This is a genomic window from Thalassotalea profundi, from assembly GCF_014653195.1.
GTDB lineage: Bacteria > Pseudomonadota > Gammaproteobacteria > Enterobacterales > Alteromonadaceae > Thalassotalea_B > Thalassotalea_B profundi.
Map to the genome: position 1 here is coordinate 107,918 of NZ_BNAH01000007.1, position 22,236 is coordinate 130,153.

Consider the following 22,236-nt stretch of genomic DNA (forward strand, 5'->3'; position numbering starts at 1 on the left):
TGTTATTTAGTGCGTACGAGTTGTTGACATAATATATTTATATAAGGTATGGTTAAGCAAGTTAGTTTTATTTATTTGATGGATGAAATTAATTCATCCGTTTTATTTATATAACAATTGAAAATAAGAAAAATAAGAAAAATACAATAAATCGAGGGGAAACTATGAAATATACAAGTATTTATAAAAGTGTGATGTGCGGTTTGTTTTTAGCATCTTATTCTCAGCTAGCTTTAGCTGAAGAAAAAGTTAAAGAGTCTATAGAGGTAAAAGGGACATCACTTGAAGTGATTATGGTTACTTCTGAGCGTCGTTCAGAGTCTATCCAAGAGACTCCTATGTCGGTTACTGCTTTTAGTGGAGATATGATTGAGGAAGGGGGTATAACCTCTATTGAAGATGTCGGTCTGAAAACTCCTAACTTGACCATAAATACATTTAATATTTCTGAACCTCAATTTTTTATGCGTGGGATAGGTAACACTAATGACTCAGCTGCTTCTGATCCCGCAGTTGCTGTATTTATCGATGATGTCTATATTGGCCGCCCAAGTGGTTCATCCATGGACCTATATGATTTAGAACGTATTGAAGTTCTTAGAGGACCACAAGGTACTTTGTATGGCCGAAATTCTGCTGGTGGTGCTTTAAATTTTTATACTAAAAAACCACAAGAACACTTCGAAGCTAAAATGGGAATGACCCTTGGTAATGAAGGGCTATGGAATGTTCGTGGTTATGTTAATGGGGCACTCTCTGACAATGTTTATGGGAAATTAACCGCTAATGTACGTAAAAGAGATGGATTTGCAAAAAATATTACTACGGGACAAGAATTAGAAGACGATGATACTAAAAGTCTTAGAGGTCAGTTGTTAATTAATCCAAGTAGCGATATTAAAATATTACTTGGTTTTGACTATTCCAAAACATCAGGTAATGGAAGTAACCGATTTTTAACACGTTTCGATGTAGAACCTATTTTCCCTATTCAAGCATTTATTGATGCTCAGCTTGCATCAAATGCTACTTTTAATAATGATCCTCGTAAAAATAATAGCAGCTTAGTTCAGTCAACTCATAAAGAAATATTTGGTTTACAAGCCAGAGTAGATGTAGATCTTGATTGGGCTACTTTTACCTCGATTTCAGCTTACAGAGAAAGCGAATCTTCGTGGCTGCAACCGTTAGTTCCGACACTACTTAATTTAGAGGGTGGTACAGGTTTATATGAAATTAATAATGGTGCAGATCAACAAGCAGATCAAGTTTCTCAAGAATTTAGATTATCTTCAGAAAGTGATAATTTCAAATGGGTTACTGGTATTTTTTATTTTAATGAAAATGTAGATAGAAATGAGCGATTTGAAACTTATTTTACTGCCGGTATTTTACCGCCTGCTATTTCATCTGGCGATGTTAGTTTTATACAAGACGCAAATACTGAAAGTCTCGCTGCATTTGGTCAATTAACTTGGGATATGACAGACGTTCTAGCGTTAACATTAGGTGGTCGATATACCCATGATAAGAAAACAATAAACAGTGTCGCTATTAATAATTTAGATACTGCCATCGGTGGTATCCCTTTAACGGGGCCTGGTTATGATGTAGATGCAAGTGAGTCATGGGGAGACAGTACATTTAGAGCGACAGTCGATTGGAATGTTACTAGCGACCATTTGTTATATGTTACTTATTCAGAAGGTTTTAAAAGTGGTTCTTTTACAGGCCAGCAAAGTAGTCCTATCATTGCTGCGACACCGATAAAACCCGAAACATCAACAAATTATGAAATAGGTGCAAAAACAGAGTGGTTTGATAATCGCTTACGCTTCAACATCACTTATTTTGAACTTGACTACCAAGATCTTCAAACGTTTACACTTGTTAATGGCACAAATTTAATCGCGGATAATGCTAATGCAGAAGTATCAGGTATAGAAACGGACTTTTCTATTCTATTTACTGAATACTTTATCCTGAATGGTACTTATTCTTCACTAGATGGCGAATTTGTGGATGGTTTGAATGCAGGCAATGTTACCCCGCGTAGCCCCGAAAATAGTTGGTCATTATCTCCTAGTTTATCAATACCTTTAAGTAACGATGCTTGGATCGATATGGCAGTTAGTATTAATTATACTGATGAGTATCATATGGAGATTTCTAATGATCTTCGAGGATTTCAAGGGGATGTTACTTTACTTGATGCCTCCATTAAATATACATCAGCATCAGAGCTTTGGGATGTAACTTTGTGGGGGAAAAACCTTCAAGATAAATTGTATGCTGTTCATAGCATTAACGGAAACTTGGGTGGAGCGACTGAAGTTTATGCTCCTCCAAGAACTTTTGGCTTAACCTTTAATTACTATTGGGAATAATTCATACATTTTAAGTGATATACCTAAATCAGGGGGGGCTCTCCCTGATGTGTTTTAACATGATTAACTTAAAGAAACATTTCCAAAGGAGAAATAAATGAGTACTAATTTAAAAGAGGACAATGCACCGTTTGGACATAATCATGGCCCCCATATAACAGGGGAGTATGCGCCAATATCTGATGAACTAGTATTATCTAATTTGCCTATAGAAGGCAAAATCCCTACTGATCTTAATGGCGTTTATCTTCGAAATGGTCCAAACCCTATGTTTGAGCCAAAAACATCATACCATTTGTTTGATGGTGATGGCATGATTCACGGAGGCATGTTTCGAAATGGAAAATTTACCTATAGAAATAAATATATTCGAACTGATGATTGGCAAAAGAAAAAAGAAGCAGGCGAGGAGATTTATTGGAGTGTAACAAACTCCGTAAAGGATAGTAAAGACAAGCCAATGGCTGACGCCGCCAATACCGATGTAATCGGTCATGGTGGTAATGCCGTAGCGACATGGTATCTTGCAGGAATTCCACATATCATAGATCCTATCACCCTTGAAACTATTAAAGCAGCCCCAGAATATGTGAGTGGTCTAGGTAATGCTATGTCTGCTCATTGTAAAGTTGATGAATTCACAGGTGATTTATTATATTTTGATTATTACACCGAAAAACCTCACATGAGCTATGGGGTTGTTAATTCTGAAGGAAAACTTGTTCATCATGTGCCTATTGAGTTACCAGGTGATCGTTTAATGCATGATATGGCTATCACAGAGAACTACTCAATTTTACATGATGTCCCACTTTATCACAGCGAAGAAGCATTAGAGGCAGGTCGACATAAGATAGTGTTTAACGCGTCACTACCTATTAGATTTGGTGTAATACCTAGATTTGGCGATTCAAATAGTATTAAGTGGTTTAATTTTTCCCCATGCTTTATGTATCACGTTGTAAATGCTTGGGAAGAAGGTGACGTAGTTGTCATGATTGCATGCCGTTATATGCCAGCAAAAAATGAAGACGGCAGTATTGATGAAGAAAGAACTGCTAAAATGATTGGTTCACTTGAGATGGACTCTCGATTGTGGAGCTATCGTATGAATTTGAAAACCGGCGAAACCAAAGAAGAATGTTTGAATGAAACTTATAATGTTGAATTTCCTGGATATAATAGTTTATTCACAGGAAGAAAATCTAAATGGGCATATTTAGTTGATCATCATCCAAAAGTCTTACGTTGGACTGGTATTCGTAAAATGAATACAGATACGGGTGAAAGTATGGGAGAATGGTCAGATGACTATGATCATTGCTGGTATAGTGAACCATGGTTTGCTCCACGTGAAAACTCTACTATTGAAGATGATGGTTACGTGGTTGTTTTTTGCTGGAATGATAAAACTGAAGTGCAAGAAGTTCAAGTCTTTGATGCGCAAAATATTAGTACTGGTCCAGTATCTCGTATTAAATTGCCCCGTCGTATCCCACCAGGATTCCATGGTTGCTGGATGAAACCTAACCAAATTAAAAATTGGTAGGCATAAATTTTAAATGAACTTGTAACAATAATACTCTACAAGATAGTATTAGATTTTTAGAGTATTATTTAAGTCTTTTTAAATTTAATATTTACTTTCGACTATGACTTATCACTATGCTATAGCTTGTTTCATCTGGGGTAACCTCTTTTTCACATTCTGAACAGATCATTTGGAGTTGTAGTGGATTTCCGCATAGTTTATGTGTAAGTAAAAGAGGGGCCCCTTTTGGCGAGGGCAACCATTTATCTCCCCAATGAAGTAATGAAAGGATAATCGGGTATATACTCATGCCTTTTTTAGTTAATTTGTATTCAATGCGTCTTGAATCATTTGGTACTTCTTTGGTAACAAGAATTCCTTCATCAATTAATTCAGAAAGTCTATTTGACAATATATTACTAGCAATAGCCGTAACTTTTAAAATTTCTTGAAATTGATTTATACCTGTAAAAATGGAACGAAGTATTAACATTGCCCAACGATCACCAATAATCTGAATTATTTCATCGTGTAAATTTGTTTGACTGTCAGTTTTGTTATTTTGTCTTCGACGAGGGCTATACTTTGCTTCCATTACACCAACACCGGGTCCCGTTTTCCAACTAACATCAAGAGGTGTGATTGTTTCTTTACAGGATTTGCATGCAGGAAAAGGTTCTGTCTGTTGTCCACATGATTTATGAGTAAGAATAATTTGTAGCTTTCCTGGCTTTTGGCTCCATTGACGCTCCCAATATAGCATGGCTAATGCCATAGGGAAAAAATCAATAAATTTTTCAGTACCTCTGTACTCAAACCGTTTCGGTTTTTCTTGGTATACGACTTTCTCGAAACATCCATTGTCAATTAACTTTTTTAATCGGTCACTAACAACAGGTTTTAATAATTTAGTTTGACGACAAAATTCATCAAAGCGACGCACGCCTAACCAATAGCTTTCAAGTATCAATAGAGTGGGGATATCCCCGACTATATCTAGGGCTCTCCATATTGAGCAAGTTTGTATAAGTTTGATGTTATTTGTAGCAATATTCAAGCGAGATGTTTCCAATTTTGTCTATTTTAACTTAACTTTCCTAAAAGTAATATAATAAATATAGGCATTAGAAATGTTTTATTATTATCTGGAAAATAGCTAAAAAAAGCAAGAAAATAGGGGGTTATTATGAGTTTAAATTCAATCTATGGGAGTCTGTTAAAGTCCTTAAAACTTAAAGGGAGTATTAATAATAATGATACTTTAATTTTAGCGTCTCATTTATTAATTATTAACTAATAAAAATTGAAAATATTTTTGGTTGACTTTTTCAAATAAAGTGTAGATTTTTGATGAAAAGCTTAATAATTTTTTGATTCTTTTATTTTGTGTACATTGTTACGTACAAATTTTAATGCATGAGTCTAAATACATATCTTTTTTTTGGGGGGGACCAATACATGTTCCTCACAGTATTGTCATTAGGCATGGTTCATTTTAACTCTTTTAAATTGATTTTGACTATGCTGCCTTCTAATACGGCATATTAACAATGTCAAAAATTTAAATCATTGAAAACATAAACTGATTTAGCCTAGACACTCTATTTTTTGTTATACAAATTTTAGCTACATAAATTATTACATGGAGGATGAAATTTCGGGTGTCAATAACCTAAACTTAGCGAGCACTAAACCGAAAGATAAACTTTAACAAATAAACAAAAAGAACAATTTATGTCGGTAACTATGGCACTAGCTATGGAGCTTTTTGTAACACGCTAACCTTGTAGCCACATTAGAGTGCGTTTTAGAAGAGAAAATCAGGGCTATAGCGAAGTGAATTTTATGTCTATAAAACTGATGCCGATGAAACTGGCTCGTAGAAGTACAGAAAGGCAAGATTTGGCTACAATTTTACCTAATTTTAAAAAGGCAGCGAACAGCAAACGGCTTAAAATAACGGTAGTATTGAAGAGGTACAAAATAAATAGACCCTTAAATATAAAAGTTAAGAGTCAACCTTAATCTTTTAGTGGTAAAAGAAAAATCGGTAATTAAATAACGGGGAGATATTGTTACCTTTTGTTATTAATGATTAATATGGCTTATATCTACTGTAGGTTTGTTTTTTCAATGTAGTTTATATTCAAGTACCCTAAAAAAATGGTCAACCATTTGTTATTACCGAATAGGTGTATTGGTATTAATATTTTGTTGTGCGATTTGCTTTTTATCCATATAATCAACTTCACTCTTCCCATAAAAGTTGGTCGTTGGCATGTTTAATATAAAAATTATACACCTTAAGAAATTGTCACTTACTTTATTAATAACAATTTCATTATTAGCGTTAAATGCTTGCGGTGGTGGCAGTGGCAGCCAATCTACAGTTGAGGGAATTCAACCCGATCCGCCACCTGTGGTTGAACAGCCTGAAGAATGTGTAAATGAAATTTACCACATTATTTCAGCAAGCGATGATGGTACTTTTGAGACTAGCTATGCTCCAACAAATGCAATTGATAATGACACATCACTAGCATCTAGGTGGTCCAGTGATGGTATTGATAAAGCGCTTACCATTGACTTAGGCAGTAGTAAGCCTGTTAATGCCTTAACCATTAAGTGGTACAAAGGCGCTGAACGAGTAGCTAACTTTTCCATTGAGACATCTATTGACAATTATACTTGGGCAACGGTCCTTACTAATGCTGAATCTAGTGGAAAACATAGTGGTTTTGAATTGGTTAATGTTGATGAGTCTGATGCTCGCTACATAAAAATTATCGGCCTTGGTAATAATGACAATACTAACAACAGCATTATTGAAGTACAGGCTCATAGCTGTGAAGGTGCCACAGGTGAATACGCGAATATATTACCTAATGAAGTTGGCATAGAGTTGATTGACTGGTATTTGAGTATTCCTAGTGATGATGATAACAGTGGCACGTCGGATTCTATATCTGAAACTGAGCTTGCCAATGGTTATACTAATTCTGAATACTTTTACGCATCAAACGATAATGGCATTGTGATGCGTTCGCCGAGTTACGGTTTCAAAACCTCAAGCAATACGAGCTATGTACGCGTTGAATTAAGAGAAATGCTACGCCGAGGTAATCGTGCTATTAGTACTCAAGGCGTGAATAAAAACAATTGGGTATTTGGCAGTGCATCAGCACAAGGGCAGGCAAATGCGGGAGGGGTGGATGGAGATTTACGTGTTACTTTGGCTGTGAACAAGGTGACAACCACAGGTGATAACTATCAAATTGGTCGTGTTGTTATTGGTCAAATACATGCTAACAATGATGAACCTATTCGTTTGTATTATCGTAAGCTGCCGGGTAATAGTCACGGTTCTATTTACTTTGCTCATGAAAGCCGAGTTGATAATGTTGATGAAGCGTATGTTGAGATGATTGGCTCAAGAAGTAATTCAGCGGCTAATCCCACTGATGGCATTGCCTTAGATGAAAAGTTTAGCTATCACATTAATGTTGATGTTAATTTACTTACAGTTACCATTAGTCGTGAGGGCAAAGCTGATGTGGTGGCCAATTATGATATGAGTGAAAGCTTATATGATCAGGATGGTCAATATCATTATTTTAAGGTTGGTGTATATCACTTAAATAACTCAAGTGATCCAGATGAATTTGCACAAGCAACATTTTATTCAATTAAAAATAGTCATAGCGGATATAGTGCTAGCGAATAACAACTTTCCTAAAATAAATGCTGAAATGCCACATTAATACGTGGCATTTTTTACATCATGAAGACTTTGTTTAGTCTCTCTTATTAAACACATTTCAATATAGTTAATACCCATCTCTCTTGTCAAAGATGTCATTGTCTTTGAGCTGAAAAGCTCTTTGATTATCACTATGTGCTTTATTTAATATTTGGGTATTAATTAATAGTAGGGCGCTTAAAATGCTTGGGGGGTAGCTATAGTTTAAATGAACTAGGCTTTATAACCTGGGAAGTCCACTTTTCACTTATCTAGCCTATTGAATAAGCTATTTATGTAGAATGAGATATTACCTATCAAACAAACTATTAACCTTATTTGAAAGTTTAAGAAGCAATATGCTATAAAATCAAATCTTATTGAATTGTAGATATTAAAAAGGCGGTAGAACCGCCTTTTTCTAAGTTAAAGTAATTATGCTATATGCAATTCACTCACTGCCAATCGCTTCGATAACCACTAAGTGATTGGCAGTATCTAAAGAAGTTATTCCACTGCTACAATCGCTTCAGAAGTTGATGAATTATACGGTGATACAGGATTATCTGTATCGAGTGAATCACCTTCGGCATAAGACTCAAAGTCATCAGAGAATATTAGTGTTGAACCGTTTGTATCAGAATAGATAGCTACATTATCTACAGATACAACACCAGTATCTTCTCTAACACCACCATTATCACCAAATCTAACTGCAACATGAGTAAGACCTCCTATTGAATTATTGTCTGGTGTAAAACCATCTGTAGTCAGTCTAACACCGTCAATTTCAACAGTAACAAGTGGATTAACGTCTAAATTACCGTTTGGATATTCCCAAGTGATCACAACATTCATGAACTGGTCAAGCAATACAGTAGCCGCTGATGCGTCAACATCACTAGGGCTACGAACGCCGAAGCTATCATCTTTTATACGAAGGTCTAGAATTGCACCATCATTATTTGTTGCAGAGTTAAACAACGTAATAAATGCGTCACCATTACCAAGATCATCATCAAGACGTTTTATCGCTACTTCAAATCTACCTTGAGCTAAAGGACCATTGTCATCTAGGGCATAACGAAGTTCACCGGTATCACCTGAATCAGTATCACGAATTTCTGCAATTTTGTTTCCTTCAACGCCTGGACCACTTACTTCACCGGTAGACTCAACTGTAACTTCAGAGGTATTAGAATGATAAGGAGAAACTGGATTGTCAGTGTCTAGTGAATCACCATCTGCATAAGATTCAAAGTCATCAGAGAACACTTCAGTTGTACCTGCAGCATCAGAATAAATAACTAGGTCATCAATAGTAAATTTACCTGTGGCTTCTCTTACACCGCCATTATCACCAAATCTAAAGGAAACGTGAGTAACACCGCCAATTGAGTTGTTATCAGGAGTAAACCCTTCGGCAACAAAACTAACACCGTCAACTTCAACAGTTACAAGTGGGTTAACCTCTAAGTTACCATTTGGGTATTCCCAAGTGATCACTACATTCATAAATTGATCTAAGAATACAGTAGCAGCTGAAGTGTCTACGTCGCTAGGACTTCTAAGACCGAAGCTATCATCTTTAATACGCAGGTCTAAAATTGCACCATCATTGTTGGTAGCTGAGTTAAATAGCGTAATAAAGGCATCGCCATCACCAAGGTCATCGTCTAAACGCTTAACTTTAACTTCAACTCTTCCTGCTGCTAGCGGACCATTGTCACCAAGCGCATAACGTAATTCGCCTGTGTCACTTGGATCTGTGTCAATAATAACAGCTACATTGTTAGCGCCATTTGAAACACCACCTACACCGGTAATTGTGATCACTAGTTCGGCCGTTGTACCATCGAAAGATTCTACTGTAATAGTATCAGTCTCACGCTCACCACTCACTAGGGCGGCGATAACTTGATTGTTTGTATCAAGTGTATAGGTCCATGAGCCGTCTTCCATTATAGAAAATTGACCAAAAGTACTGGTGAACGACGATGGAATAATGAAGGCTTCGCCTACATCAGGGTCAAGAACGCTAACTGTACCAGTCAATGCTTCAGTCGTATCACTCGAAACCGCTGCAGTCAGGCCAAAGAAAGCTGCAGGTGTTGGCTCTGAAGTACCATCGCCACCATCAAATACAACAACTTCTGAATAGATAGCTGTACTATAACGGCTGTTATCACCATCTAAAGTATTGCTTTCTTCATAGCTTTCAAAATCATCTTCAAATACGCTTACTGTGCCTGCAACATCTGAATAAACAATAATGTTATCTACAAAGAATGAACCAAAAGGAATTGTTCTGTCATTGTCGCCAAATCTGAATTGAATCGATCTCACACCATCAGCAAACCATTGATCTAAGTCACTGAAATCAGGGTCTACAACAGCTGCTGTTGAGAATGAACCACCACCAATAACTTCACCATTAATGGTAACAGTTAATTGCTCAGTTGCATCTAAATCCCATGCAATTTGTACATCATAGAATTGATCTTCAACAAAAGGCGATGTAACCATGATTCCAGGGTATAAGTCGCTATCAGTATTTCGAACGAAGAAACGAGGCATAATTGTATTGCCATCGCTGTCTGTTTGAGTACCTTGAATACGTAAATCAATAAGTGATTCACTTGAGCTACCTGATGTACCGTAAAGTGTAATATAAGCATCTTTTACGTTGCCATCACTGCCTAGAGCTACTTCTTTGGAGATTGAAGCGCTAAGTTTACCTTGGCGTAGGTTATCGAGGTTAAATCTGATCTCCCCAGTGTCGTTACCTGTATCAGAAATTTTAACAACTTGAGTAAGTGCTGCAACGCGAATTGCAATAGTAGCCGTTGTTCCGTCGATTGATTCAATAGTAATGCTGTCATTTACAGAATTACCAACTTCAAGATTAGCAACCGTTTCATTAGTTAAATCAACAGTATATGACCAACTTCCTTGGGCATCAATACTAAAGGTACCATAATCAAGAACTACGTCGTTTTGCTCTACAATTGCATCTTCTGAAAAGTTTGGATCAATTACAGTTACTGTACCCGTTAAAGGGTCTGAAGCATTATTTTTTACCGTACCGCTTAATGTACCTTCAATGATTGCAGGAACTGGCGTATTGTTGTAACCAATGGCAGAACCCATAACATCAAGTAAAGCTTCATCTACATCACCAGCAACGGCCGAAGTCGTTTGTAAGTTGATTTGAGCTGTTTCAAATGCAGATAGATTAACTTCTGAAAATGAACCATCTTCTAAATCAGAAGCCACATTTGTTATGAGTGTAGCCATGTCTATATCAGCGTTATCAGCATCTAATTGTGATAAAAGTGCTAAAGCAGAACCGTATCTATCGGCATTTTCAGCGCCTTGTGTGCCAAGAGCAACTATACCAACTGCTGTTGGTAAAACGGTTGTAGTATCAAAGCGAATACCGAAACGAGAATTGATTTTTGCAGCTTCTTCGCTAAAAGTATTTAAATCACTACCAGAAGCTTGTACAGCCATTTCTGTTAACGGAGATACCACATAAGAGGGCGCAGGTGTATCTTCATCACCTTCAACTACGTCAACTACTGCTCTTAGCATTGGAGCATCAAGTGTAACACCGGTAGATTCATCTAAGTAGCTACCGCCAGTACATGAAACTAATCCTGCACCTTCAAAATGAACGTCTGCAAATGTTACGCTTCCTGACTCACCAGAAATTGCTGTAGCTTGTGCTGATGTTTCTGCTACGCCACTGTCATTTACTGCAAATATTTCACAGTTTGCTCCGTTTACCGGACCTTTTACTACATTAGCTGTGACGTCTAGCGTTGGAAGTATTACAGTAGTTGATGCACCAACACCTTCTGTAAAACCCGCTTCATCAGTATATCTAGCAGAAACTGATATTGTTGAACCTTCATCGGCTTCAGTAATTGTATAGGTTGTACCAGTAGCCCCTGTTGACCATGCGTAGACTAATGTTTCGTTCTTAATGCCGTCTGCATCAGTAACCAATGCAGAGAGTGTACCACCAGCGTATAAATTGCTACCAGTGATTTCTACACTCCCTCTATTATTGCTGTCTATTACAGCATCTTCACCACCGCAACCGACTATAGTGGTTGCGACGATGATGGATATGAGTGACTTTTTAAACATGCTTTTTACTCCTGAAATTTTCAGTTTTAAAATGTTATCTATTACCGAATTTATGCGGTAATTTTGAACATAAAGTTAACCTAATTGGTATGACGTTAAAGCTGTCTTTCTACAATTTTTATATTACCAATTTGATTTATTTAAATTATTTACTTGCCTTATTTAGTGTAAAAACCTTATAGGCAATAAAGATGAAAGGGCAAATAACTCAAATTTTTTCATCTTTACGGCTTAATAATGGCCATTACTGATCAATCATTTTAATTCGATTAATACTTAACACTTACAGATGCAAATAAACGAGGGCCGTAGTCATTTACTTCACCAAAATTTCCTTCTACGAAGAAATCTTGTGACTTAGGCTCACTAAACAAATTAATGGCTTCTACTTTAAATCTAACATTTTTGTTGTATTTATAAGAGGCGCGGGCTTCCCAAACACCAGCAGCATCAACATAACGTAAGCGTGTTCCGTTTGTTGTATATGGCTGGAAATATTTACTACGATATTTGTAGATAAGTGCCGTATCAAAATCACCAACTTGATAATACATTTGTGCACTAAATACATTTTTAGAAAAACCTGGCAAAGAACCTGGTGCAACAATACCTTCAGTTAGTTGAGTTGTATTACCATCTAAATCAATAACAAAAGTGTCACCGTAAAGGCTGTCTTCAAATTCATAGTTAGTATCAGCATAGTTATAGCCTAACTTAGCACCAATACCATTATCCCAACGATAAGCAAGCGATGCTTCTAACCCGTATAGGTTACTTTTCTTATCTGTGGTTACCGAATTGGTAATAGGTAAAGTGACTGTTTGTCCACCCACTACAAAATCTTCTAATACAGTTTGTTGTTGAAATCCACCTTGAAATTGCTTGTAGTACAAACTGACTGCTACCAGAGAGTCATCATTTGGATACCATTCTGCTGCCACATCAAAATTCCATGACATTAATGGTTTAGTATCAGGATTGCCCGAGCCATTAACTCCAACAAATAGATCTGAAAGTGATGTAGGTGTTTCATCATTATCTGTTTGGAACGTTCGGCTGTAGCCCATATCTGCTGGGTTAGCTCTCGACATACCTCGGTAAATACCACCACGAAGTAATATATCGTCACTATAATCAACTACTAAATTAAAACTAGGTAATACTTCGGTATAGCTACCGCCACCTGAAATACTTTCTAATGCATCACCGCTAACTAAGCTTAATACACCTAACTCATCGGTAACAACATCAAAACTATTTCTAAATCCTAGAGAAGTTACTTTAGTATTAACTACTCGGACACCAAAGTTACCACGAATAGTTCGGTCGAACATTTCAGCGTCATAGTTAGCCATTAAGTAAATTGAATTAGTTTTTTCTGTTACATCTTTGGTGCCGGCATTTTCATATTCAACTTCAGGATATTCGAAACTTCCTCCTTGTGCGGCGGCAACTGCTTGAGAGAAGCAAACGTTATCATAGGTTGCCCATGATGACCCTGTACCGCTTTCAATTACACTGCCATTACTATCAACATTAGTAATAATATTGCCATCAGAAACGCTGGATAAGAAGTCGGATTCAGGGAAGTCGATTTGACAATCTTCTAAAATACCAATTGCTTCAGGGCTTGATTCATCCATGGCGTATTCGGTTCTAGAACCATTACCTTGGCTACCACCATATTGGATAAAAGTTAACTCTGACGTTCTTATTCCGCCCTGTATGCTAGAAAATACTTCACCACCTAACTTATAATCAAAATCTAAACGTGCTGACTTTATTTCGTTAATTCGTGAATTTTCTCGATCAAGACGGGTTCGTAGACTGTCAGTAAAGTTTGAAATATCGGTTACATCAAAATCTGTTACAGTAATATGTGGAATATATTCTCCCATATCCCATGTAAATGGCTGATAGGTAGAGGTTCTACCGCGATTCGATATTTGAAGTTCTTCTCGCTCTGTTTTTGAATAAGAAGCATCGAAATTAATCGTAAGAAAATCGGTAGCGTAATGCTCTATATTTATCCCATAACCTACATAATCTTCGACGCGAGAATAATGTTCGCCAGCAGATTCAAATCTGTCAGCGCCTTCCCAGCGAAGAATACTACCAACATCATTAGTAATGAGGTTTTGACCTGTTACGCCTGGAGTAACGCGTTTCTGTAGCCAGTTCAGATCATGTCGAGATTCGGCCTGTGTTCGATTAGAGACTTGAGCGTCGATATTGATATCCCAAGAATCTGATGGGCGATATTGTAATGCTAAGAAATATGCATCTCGCTCGTCTGAGGTTTCATTTTGGCGATAACTACGGCTACTACCAGTCCAAGCGTAAGGTGTACCATCATCTTGTGCTTTTCCTGTTGTAGGGTCTATGCCCGTTTGATAACCTTGGTTACTACTACCACTAACTTGATCTTCACAATCACCAGCACTACCGCGGAAGAAACCTTCATTAGTATTGTATGGGTCGTTCAAACAAGCCCATAATGAAGAGCCACTTGGACTAGAACTTCTAGCTTCAGCTTCAGGTTGGCTAATATCTTGACGTTGTAAACCTATAGAAAGCCCTAAAGCTTGGCCATTGTCGAATTCAAATTGGTCAACATAACTAAAGGTTCCTCGATATCCCAAATCACTTTGCAATGTATTGTTCACATTACTTTCATTAGGATTATAGTTTACTTTAAATTCACCTTGTACTCGTTGCTTTCCAAAATCGAGAGGTTTCATTGTTTCCAGCGTGATAACACCTGCAACACCACCTTCGATCATCGAAGCATCTTGAGTTTTATAAATAGCGACTTTTTTGACTAATTCAGAGGGGAATTGAGAAAAGTTAACTGAGCGATCACCGCTACCATTGGTTGCTTCACGACCATTGAAATGAGTTGCACTTAAAAAGGGTCCCATCCCTCGTATACTAATTTCAGTCGCACCGCCATTTTCACGATGGGAAGCTGCACCTGTTATAGATTCAAGAGCTTCACCAATTGATAATGCTGGTAATTCACCTATGTCATCAGCTGATAATCCATCAACAACCGTCGTTGACTCTCGTTTAATGCTTATTTGATCTTGAACGGTTTTTCGTGTCCCAGATACTTCAATTACTTCAACATTTTTTTGACCTGTCGCTTGACTGGTATCAGATGATTCTTGCGCATTTGCTGCAAAACCAATAGAACCTGCCATACTTGCAATAACAGTTGTTCGTACCAATTTTGCAATGGGTGAAATGCTGAATTGCTTTTCTTGATTATTTAAGTTTGTATGTTTCCTTGATATCGATGACATATCGACTCCCCCTCTTTTTTTTGTTGTATTACCAATTTGGCTGTTTTTAAATTTACCAATATTTTTTATTAAATACTTTTGGTTTTACAAAATTGTTAACCATACTGTATGTAAACATAATAATTTTATATTTTCCAGTTTTTTTGAGGGAAATTTAATCGTTTAATAGGATGGTTGTCGGGGGATGAATATTTTGTTTCTGCAATAGCTATTTTGTTTACGGGTATTACCAATCTGTTTGATGGGGTGTTTGAAGGTATGATAAAAACTAAGGAAATGGCTGAAACACTGCTAAATAAAAGATCAGCCATTTATAAAGGTACTTTAATGTTGGTTATCTAAATGATAGAAGGTGGCTTGTACATAATCTTTAGGTGCTCCAGCGTTGTTTTGATTATAAACACCTGCTTTGAAATACATATATTGATCGCTTTTGTTATATCCACTTTCTTTCATATTAAAAGTTTTTGTAATATTGGGTTTATCTTGTCGTATTAGCGTAACAAACAATACGTCATCTACCACTGAAATTTTATAACTGAACTTTTCATTTAATGCGATACCATCTACTGGATCAGATAAAGTATGTGAACGCGAGCCTATGATATCAATCCATTCATCATCGCCGCCATTAATTTCATGAGCAAAATAAATAGATCCTTTTGTATTATTTGGCAGTTTACGGTAATAAAGTCTAATTGGTTCATCATCTGTTGCATGAATTTGACCAATAATAACGCGGCCTATCATCTTATCATCACCGGTAGTAGAAACACGATTAACCGCAAGCGTTGCTTCAAGGCTACCTTCTACCGCTCCCGCATTTTTACGTACTGAACCATGTGCAGAACTGAATACCCAATTGTTAGCTGTGATCCCTCGTGTTTTAATTTGTGTATTACCTCGGCGTAGCATTTCACGTAGTTCTGTTCGAGCATATTTAGTGTTTTTCGATGTTTTAGCGCCTACATTAGGGCAGGCGAATACCATACCTCCATCGGTACCTGTGTAAAATAGTGGCTTTAACTCAAAACCTTCACTTAATGGTTTTTCATTAACCATATCGGCTTTTTTATCTTTATTTAGATCAGTTGGTAGGGTTAAGCTCCAATCCAATAAATCAAAGTTTTCGCTGGGTTTTTTAGTTGGATCAAGTTTTGTTATATCTCCTAATAACACGCCTTCAGCTAACGAAGTATGTGAGTCTGGTAGAACACTACCATTAGCTAATACATTGCATTTAGCGATAGTTGATGTAAAAACTGCGAACAACATTAAGGGGCTAATCAATACTTTGTTTAAGGTTTTCATTAAGTTTCCTTTATAGGGTAAAACTAAATTTAATACGTTGTTTAGGATGTGTAGAGCCTTTTGGGCTAGGTCTGTTCCGTATCAGAATTTTAGTGGCGATGAGTATCGGAAAACATGTCATTTCAAACAAAATATCTCCTAAATACCCATACACTCACAAGATATTATTTAAATAATTAAGGGCACTATAATATAAAAATTGCACTAGACAAATTAAAACCAAGTAACGAAAAACGAATGTTTTTTATTTTAATATTATTATGTTTTATTGGTTAAAGCCCCATAAAATATATGTAATAACGTATTTTATTATATATTTTGTTTAAGTATTATAAGACAGATTTATTCTAGGCTATTCTAAATCAATTGGAGAATAATTAGCTTTTATGTATTTAACTTGTGCCACTTATTAAAGCATATTGTATGTTTATTACATATTTTTAAATCAGCTAATTACAGCGTTTTGTTAACCAAATGTTGAAAGTGGTAACTTGATTATCTGTAAACTGGTCAGCACACTAAGTGAAAGTGAATTTATTTTGCTAACCACCGTTAATTACAGACGATTCATCGTAAATTAGTCATTTGAGCTAAGCAACTTTCATTAATAAGCTGTATATTTAGGCTTTAAAGTTAAATAAATTCATCTATAGTTTAAAGGAATCCGAATGACGTTTATACGGCACTTAATTTGGCTGTTTGCATTATTAATAATTTCTCCTGTTAAAGCGCAAATTGCTGGAGATACTACTCCTACCGATGTTATTACTACCCCTATTAGTTTTGAAAAAAAGAGTAGTCGTGTTGAAGCGGTTGGTACAGCAGAGGCTATCCGTTCCGTCGTTTTATTTTCCGCCGTTGCTGATAAAGTTACAAAAGTAAACTTTATTCCAGGTCAGTTCGTAAACGAAAAAGATGTTTTATTGGAGTTAGATTCTCGTCGTCAAAAAGTTGCGTTGGAGCGTGTGACAATACAATTAGCAGATGCTGAACGTACTGTGACTCGTTTGGAAGAAAGTCGAAAAAGAGAAGCTATTGCTCAAAGTGTTCTAGATGACGCAATAACGGCTCGTGACTTACTTAAGGTTCAATTAATTGAAGTTAAAACTGAATTAGAAGATAGAATGGTAAGAGCACCATTTTCTGGTGTTGTCGGTTTAACTGATGTTGAACAAGGCGATCGTATAACTATACAAACGGCTATTACTACTATTGATAATCGTGAACAATTGTTAATTAATTTTAATGCACCTGAAACTGCATTACCTATGTTACAAGGCAAATCGACTGTTGAGTTAGAACCTTGGCAAGCACAAGACAAGCGTATTTCAGCTAATATTTTGGAAGTTGATTCCAGAATTAACCTTACAAACCGTAGTATTCGCGTTAGAGCATTGTTAGATAATCAATCAGACTTATATCGTCCAGGTATGAGTTTTAGAGTGATTATGCAAATGTCTGGCGAAGAATATGCTGTTGTTCCGGAAGCAGCTTTAATGTGGGGAGCAACTAGTGCATTTGTTTGGGTAGCTGCAGAGGGAAAGGCTAAAAAAATTGATGTGCAAATTCGCCAACGTTTAAGTGGCCGTCTTTTAGTCTCTGGGGAATTAAAAATGAATGACAAATTGATTGTCGAAGGTGTTCAGAGTCTACGTGAAGGTCAAAATGTAAATGAATTAGGATCACAGGATTAAACTTATGAGCAAACCATTACCTCAAAATGACTTGCCTTCATTATCTATTCGTCGGCCCGTCTTAATCGTTGTTCTTAACTTACTCATTATTATTGCGGGATTAGCTGCATTTAATGCTATAGAAGTGCGTGAACTCCCTGATGTTGATCGACCAATAGTTTCTGTTACTGCCCATTTTCCGGGGGGATCTCCCGAAACTGTTGATACTGAAGTTACTAGTAAATTAGAAGGTGCTGTCGCTCGGGTAAGTGGTGTTAAGTCAATCAACGCTAATAGTGAAGAAGGCAATGCTCGTGTAAGAGTAGAATTTCGCCCAGGAATCAATTTAGATGATGCTGCGAATGAAATTCGAGAATCGGTGAGTCGCGTACAGCGTGAACTACCAGATACAGTAGAACGTTTAGCTATTATTAAAGCTGATAATGATGCTCAATCGGTAGTCAGTATTGCAGTGTCCAGTACAACATTAGATTTAGAGACTTTAACGGAAAGAGTAGAAACTGATTTAGCACCGTTATTTTTAAGTATTCCTGGTGTGGCCGATGTTCGTTTAAATGGAGACCGTGAGCGCGTATTACGTGTTTTATTAGATCCGCTTCGCTTAACAAGCTTTAATTTATCAGTTACTGATGTAGCACAGGCACTTCGGCAAGCTCCTTTTGACGTGCCTGCCGGTAGTATGAAATCAACGGATCAACAACTTATTGTTCGTGCGGATGCAACTTCAATTAGTGCCGAAGAGGTTTCTGACATTATCATTAGTGATAATACACGTATTGGTGATGTTGCTACGGTGTTTTTTGGTCCTGCAGATGCAGGAAGTATGGTACGATTGGATGGTAGACCAGTTATAGGTTTAGGGGTTATTCGACAAGCTCGATCAAATACCATTGAAATTTCAGATGAAGTACTTAGTTTAGTTAAACAAGTAGAAAGCCGTTTTCCTGAGTTGCAGATGCAAGTAACTTCAGATGATGCTGAATTTATTCGAGGCTCTGTAGAAGAGGTTATTACATCATTGTTTTTAACCATAATATTGGTAGTTGCAACCTTATGGCTATTTATTGGTTCAGGTAGAGCTACCATAGTACCAGCATTATCAATTCCTGTTTCACTGATTGGCTCATTGGCTGCAATTTGGCTTATGGGCTTTTCGATTAATATTCTTACTTTATTAGCTCTTGTATTAGCTACGGGATTAATTGTTGATGATGCAATAGTTGTAACTGAAAATATTCAGCGTCGACGTAGTATGGGCTTAGGGGCTAGAGCTGCAGCAGTTATCGGTACTCGAGAAGTATTTTTTGCTGTAGTTGCAACCACCGCTGTTCTTGTTGCTGTATTTGTTCCTATTGCTTTTTTACCGTCTACAGCAGGGCGATTATTTAGAGAGTTTGGTGGGGTGCTTGCCATTTCCGTGATCATTTCATCATTTGTCGCTTTATCATTAGTTCCAGCAATAACTGCGAGATTACCTGTAAAAAGCAAGAGTACTAATTATTTAGCTAGTTTCGGAAATGTCATTCTTGGTTGGTATCAACGTTCATTACATTTTGCTCTAGATAAGGCGTGGTTTGTTTTTATTGCCAGTTTAGCTGCCGCTTTATCTGCGATTAGTTTATATAGTGTTTTGGATAATGAACTTATGCCGTCTGAAGATAGAGGTAGTATCCGTATTTTTGCTCGTGGCCCTGATGGTGTTGGCTTGAATTTTATGGATAGACAAGCTGATAAGATGGAAGAAATACTTTTACCTTATGTACAAGGAGGTAATATTGATTCAATTTATACTGTAGTTGGTCAATGGGATCCTAATATAACGTTGATTAAAGTACCGTTAAAGCATTGGGATGAGCGTTCTCGTACACAACAAGAAATAATTGATGAAATTAAAGGGCCTTTATCTGAAATTCCTGGTGCACCAGCTAGAGCATCAGGATCTAATAGCCTTAATTTACGTGGTCAAGGTGGAGGATTAGAATTGGCGTTAACAGGGCAAAGCTATGATGAAATTTTTACTGCCGCCCAACGCTTTTCAGAAATGATTCAGCAAGAAATACCTGAACTTGGAATGCCTCGAATTTCCTATCAACCTAGTCAACCGCAGCTTAGAGTAAATATCGACCGACGTCGAGCAAAAGAACTTGGTGTCGATTTGTCAGATATTTCTACCACTTTACGTGTGGCTATTAATGGCGATGATATAGCTGATTTGAATGTGGGCGACCAAGCAATTCCTATTATTTTACAAGCGCAAAGCCAGCAAATAAAAGATCCAACAGATTTAGCTAATTTATATGTTGGTTCAAGTAACGGCGGATTAGTACCATTATCAAGTCTTGCTCATATATCTGAAGAAGGTGTAGCTGCCGAGTTAGAAAGACAAGCTCAGCGACGGGCAATTGAAATGGAAATGGAAATGCCCTCAGATATTCCCATGCAGGAGGTCGTGGAAAAGTTACGTGAATTGGGTGAACAGCATTTACCTGCTAATATTGGGTTAATATTTTTAGGTGAAGCGTTAACTTTTGAAGAAACGGCGCGTGACGTTACATTAACTTATGTTTTGGCTTTTGTTATCGTATTATTGGTGCTAGCGGCACAATTTGAAAGTGTCAATAGTGCAGTGGTGGTTATGGCAACCGTACCTTTTGGTATAGCCGCCGCTTTATTTGCATTATTTTTAACTGGTACTTCAATTAATATTTATTCGCAAATTGGCTTGGTAATGTTAATTGGTTTGCTAGCTAAAAATGCTATTTTATTAGTGGAGTTTGCCGATCAACTAAGAGATCAGGGATATAGCGTACGAAAAGCAGTTGAAGAAGCCGCTAGTATTCGATTACGACCAATTACCATGACCTTACTTTCTACATTATTTGGATCACTACCACTGATTTTATCAAGTGGTGCAGGCGCAGAAGCTCGTAATGCTATTGGTTGGGTGGTTTTTGGTGGACTAGGTATAGCGGTAATTTTTACACTTTATTTAACACCAGTACTTTATTTAGCATTGGCACGTTTTACTAAGCCAAGAGCAGATGAAACTAAACGCCTAGAAACTGAATTAGACCAAGCAGAACAGCTTGTAGCTAAATAGAAAAAGAACACTTAATTCATTTTATTATTGGCACCTTTATGGTGCCAATTTTTTTATATAGCTACCCTAGAGAGTTTTATTTTTAACACACTAAAAACTATGGCGAAAATGGCTTAGTTCAAATTTATCTCCTACACTGAAAATAGTAACTTCACGGCAATAAACTTTTGTATCTATAAATCATAAGTGTTAAGGAAAATAAATATGCTATTTGGCAAGGGTAAATATTTAGCAAAAATTGAAGTGTTAGAAAGTGAGTTGGCAATATTTCATGATATTCAAAAAGATCTAAGAGCTGAATTAGCTTACTTTTCGACAGACTTTAATGGAAAGATAATTGAAGTAAACGCATTATTTTTAGACGCTTGTAAATATAGTGAACATGAAATAAAAGGTAGATGTCTTGAAGAGTTAATTCATCCAAAATCTCTTAAAAGTGATGTTTGCCAAAAAATGCTTAATGCCATTAAAGAGGGCGTACATTGGCACGGTTCTATGCAGTTGAAAGATAAAAATGATAATGATGTATGGTTTCGCACTGTAATACAGCCTAGAAATGGGCAATCATCGCTAGCTATATATGCAAGAGAAGCGACTAAAAATATTACCCAATCTAGGGAGCATAAGGACATGTTAGCTGCATTAACACGTTCATCTGCGGTAATTGAATTTTCTTTAGAAGGCAATATATTGAAAGCTAACGAAAATTTTCTTAAGGGGATGCACTACACTGCGGAACAAATTGTTGGTAAACATCATAGCATTTTTTGTGATCCAGCGGATGTTAATTCTAAAGAGTATCAAGACTTTTGGGCACGATTACGGGCAGGGGAGTTTGTATCCGATCGATTCAAGAGAATTGATAGCTATGGGAATGTAGTTTGGCTCGAAGCATCTTATAACCCTATTCACGATGATAGTGGGGAATTATATAAAGTTGTTAAATTTGCGACAGTTATCACTGATCAAATTAATAGAGAGCTTGCGATGTCCGAAACATCAGCAATAGCTTAT

9 protein-coding genes and 1 pseudogene are annotated in these 22,236 nt (G+C 36.8%); 6 read left to right on the top strand and 4 right to left on the bottom strand.

Translation table 11 applies throughout. From position 1 onward, the window contains the following. Positions 1-164 precede the first annotated feature (164 nt). Complete coding sequence (locus IE155_RS10290; protein WP_189378172.1) at positions 165-2,387, top strand: TonB-dependent receptor; 2,223 nt, start codon at positions 165-167, stop codon at positions 2,385-2,387. 97 nt (positions 2,388-2,484) lie between these two features. After that, entirely contained in the window at positions 2,485-3,936 is a 1,452-nt protein-coding gene (locus IE155_RS10295) for a carotenoid oxygenase family protein (protein ID WP_189378173.1), read from the top strand. Positions 3,937-4,027: 91 nt separating this feature from the next. On the opposite strand, the gene IE155_RS10300 is transcribed toward IE155_RS10295, so the two are convergent. Further along, positions 4,028-4,975 carry a winged helix-turn-helix transcriptional regulator gene (locus IE155_RS10300; protein WP_189378235.1) on the bottom strand — a complete coding sequence of 316 codons (948 nt, stop codon included), beginning with the start codon at positions 4,973-4,975 and terminating at the stop codon, positions 4,028-4,030. Between the two features lie 1,221 nt (positions 4,976-6,196). Here IE155_RS10300 and IE155_RS10305 point away from each other — a divergent pair. Further along, positions 6,197-7,642 (top strand): polysaccharide lyase family 7 protein, encoded by a 1,446-nt coding sequence (locus IE155_RS10305; RefSeq protein ID WP_189378174.1) that lies wholly within the window; start codon positions 6,197-6,199, stop codon positions 7,640-7,642. A 522-nt stretch (positions 7,643-8,164) separates the two neighbouring features. Here the strand turns inward: IE155_RS10305 and IE155_RS10310 are convergent. The 3 genes from IE155_RS10310 to IE155_RS10320 form a co-directional block, all read right to left on the bottom strand. Further along, positions 8,165-11,812, bottom strand: a complete 3,648-nt coding sequence (locus IE155_RS10310; protein WP_189378175.1) for a VCBS domain-containing protein — start codon at positions 11,810-11,812, stop codon at positions 8,165-8,167. A gap of 269 nt (positions 11,813-12,081) precedes the next feature. After that, positions 12,082-15,117 carry a TonB-dependent receptor gene (locus IE155_RS10315; RefSeq protein WP_189378176.1) on the bottom strand — a complete coding sequence of 1,012 codons (3,036 nt, stop codon included), beginning with the start codon at positions 15,115-15,117 and terminating at the stop codon, positions 12,082-12,084. A gap of 324 nt (positions 15,118-15,441) precedes the next feature. Then, complete coding sequence (locus tag IE155_RS10320; RefSeq protein ID WP_189378177.1) at positions 15,442-16,428, bottom strand: polysaccharide lyase family 7 protein; 987 nt, start codon at positions 16,426-16,428, stop codon at positions 15,442-15,444. 668 nt (positions 16,429-17,096) lie between these two features. Between IE155_RS10320 and IE155_RS10325 the strand changes: the two genes are divergently transcribed. From IE155_RS10325 to IE155_RS18155, 3 genes and pseudogenes are all read left to right on the top strand, one after another. Next, positions 17,097-18,122, top strand: a complete 1,026-nt coding sequence (locus IE155_RS10325; RefSeq protein WP_189378178.1) for an efflux RND transporter periplasmic adaptor subunit — start codon at positions 17,097-17,099, stop codon at positions 18,120-18,122. Positions 18,123-18,126: 4 nt separating this feature from the next. Then, a complete protein-coding gene (locus IE155_RS10330; protein WP_189378179.1) occupies positions 18,127-21,222 on the top strand; it encodes an efflux RND transporter permease subunit in 3,096 nt (1,031 codons plus the stop codon). A gap of 204 nt (positions 21,223-21,426) precedes the next feature. Then, positions 21,427-22,191: pseudogene (locus IE155_RS18155) on the top strand (PAS domain-containing protein); the annotation flags it as partial. Positions 22,192-22,236 lie beyond the last annotated feature (45 nt).

Coding starts and splice junctions, on each gene's coding strand:
- IE155_RS10295 (WP_189378173.1), top strand. CDS start 2,485: ATGAGTACTAATTTAAAAGAGGACAATGCACCGTTTGGACATAATCAT.
- IE155_RS10305 (WP_189378174.1), top strand. CDS start 6,197: ATGTTTAATATAAAAATTATACACCTTAAGAAATTGTCACTTACTTTA.
- IE155_RS10310 (WP_189378175.1), bottom strand. CDS start 11,812: ATGTTTAAAAAGTCACTCATATCCATCATCGTCGCAACCACTATAGTC.
- IE155_RS10290 (WP_189378172.1), top strand. CDS start 165: ATGAAATATACAAGTATTTATAAAAGTGTGATGTGCGGTTTGTTTTTA.
- IE155_RS10325 (WP_189378178.1), top strand. CDS start 17,097: ATGACGTTTATACGGCACTTAATTTGGCTGTTTGCATTATTAATAATT.
- IE155_RS10320 (WP_189378177.1), bottom strand. CDS start 16,428: ATGAAAACCTTAAACAAAGTATTGATTAGCCCCTTAATGTTGTTCGCA.
- IE155_RS10315 (WP_189378176.1), bottom strand. CDS start 15,117: ATGTCATCGATATCAAGGAAACATACAAACTTAAATAATCAAGAAAAG.
- IE155_RS10330 (WP_189378179.1), top strand. CDS start 18,127: ATGAGCAAACCATTACCTCAAAATGACTTGCCTTCATTATCTATTCGT.